We start from the raw sequence: 270 nt of genomic DNA, 5'->3' as shown, positions 1-270 counted from the left end.
ATGAAAATGGTCAGCCAGCAGCATCAGTAGAAGCGAAATCACCAGCAGGTGATGTAATCGGTACCTTCACCGTTGATAAAGAAACAGGTGTTGTGACCTTCACCCCAACGGATAAATCTTATTCAGGTGATGTTGTCCCAGTTAAGGTTCAAGCAGCTGATACAAATGGTACAACAGTAGAAACAACTTACACACCTAAGATTACTCCAGTTGTCCCAACTTCTGAAGATGCAACATCGACAGATATCCAAGGTCAAACACAATCTGGTA

General features: G+C 42.6%; 1 protein-coding gene. It reads left to right on the top strand.

All coding sequences use genetic code 11. The features are described from left to right. Positions 1 to 270 (top strand): hypothetical protein (locus tag AX663_RS04180; protein WP_156430756.1); only part of this gene is annotated, 270 nt, incomplete at both ends.

This window comes from Streptococcus sp. CCH8-H5, assembly GCF_001556505.1.
Taxonomy (GTDB): Bacteria; Bacillota; Bacilli; order Lactobacillales; family Streptococcaceae; genus Streptococcus.
The sequence above is the reverse complement of the archived record's forward strand: the minus strand, read 5'-3'. Positions and strand labels throughout refer to the sequence as shown.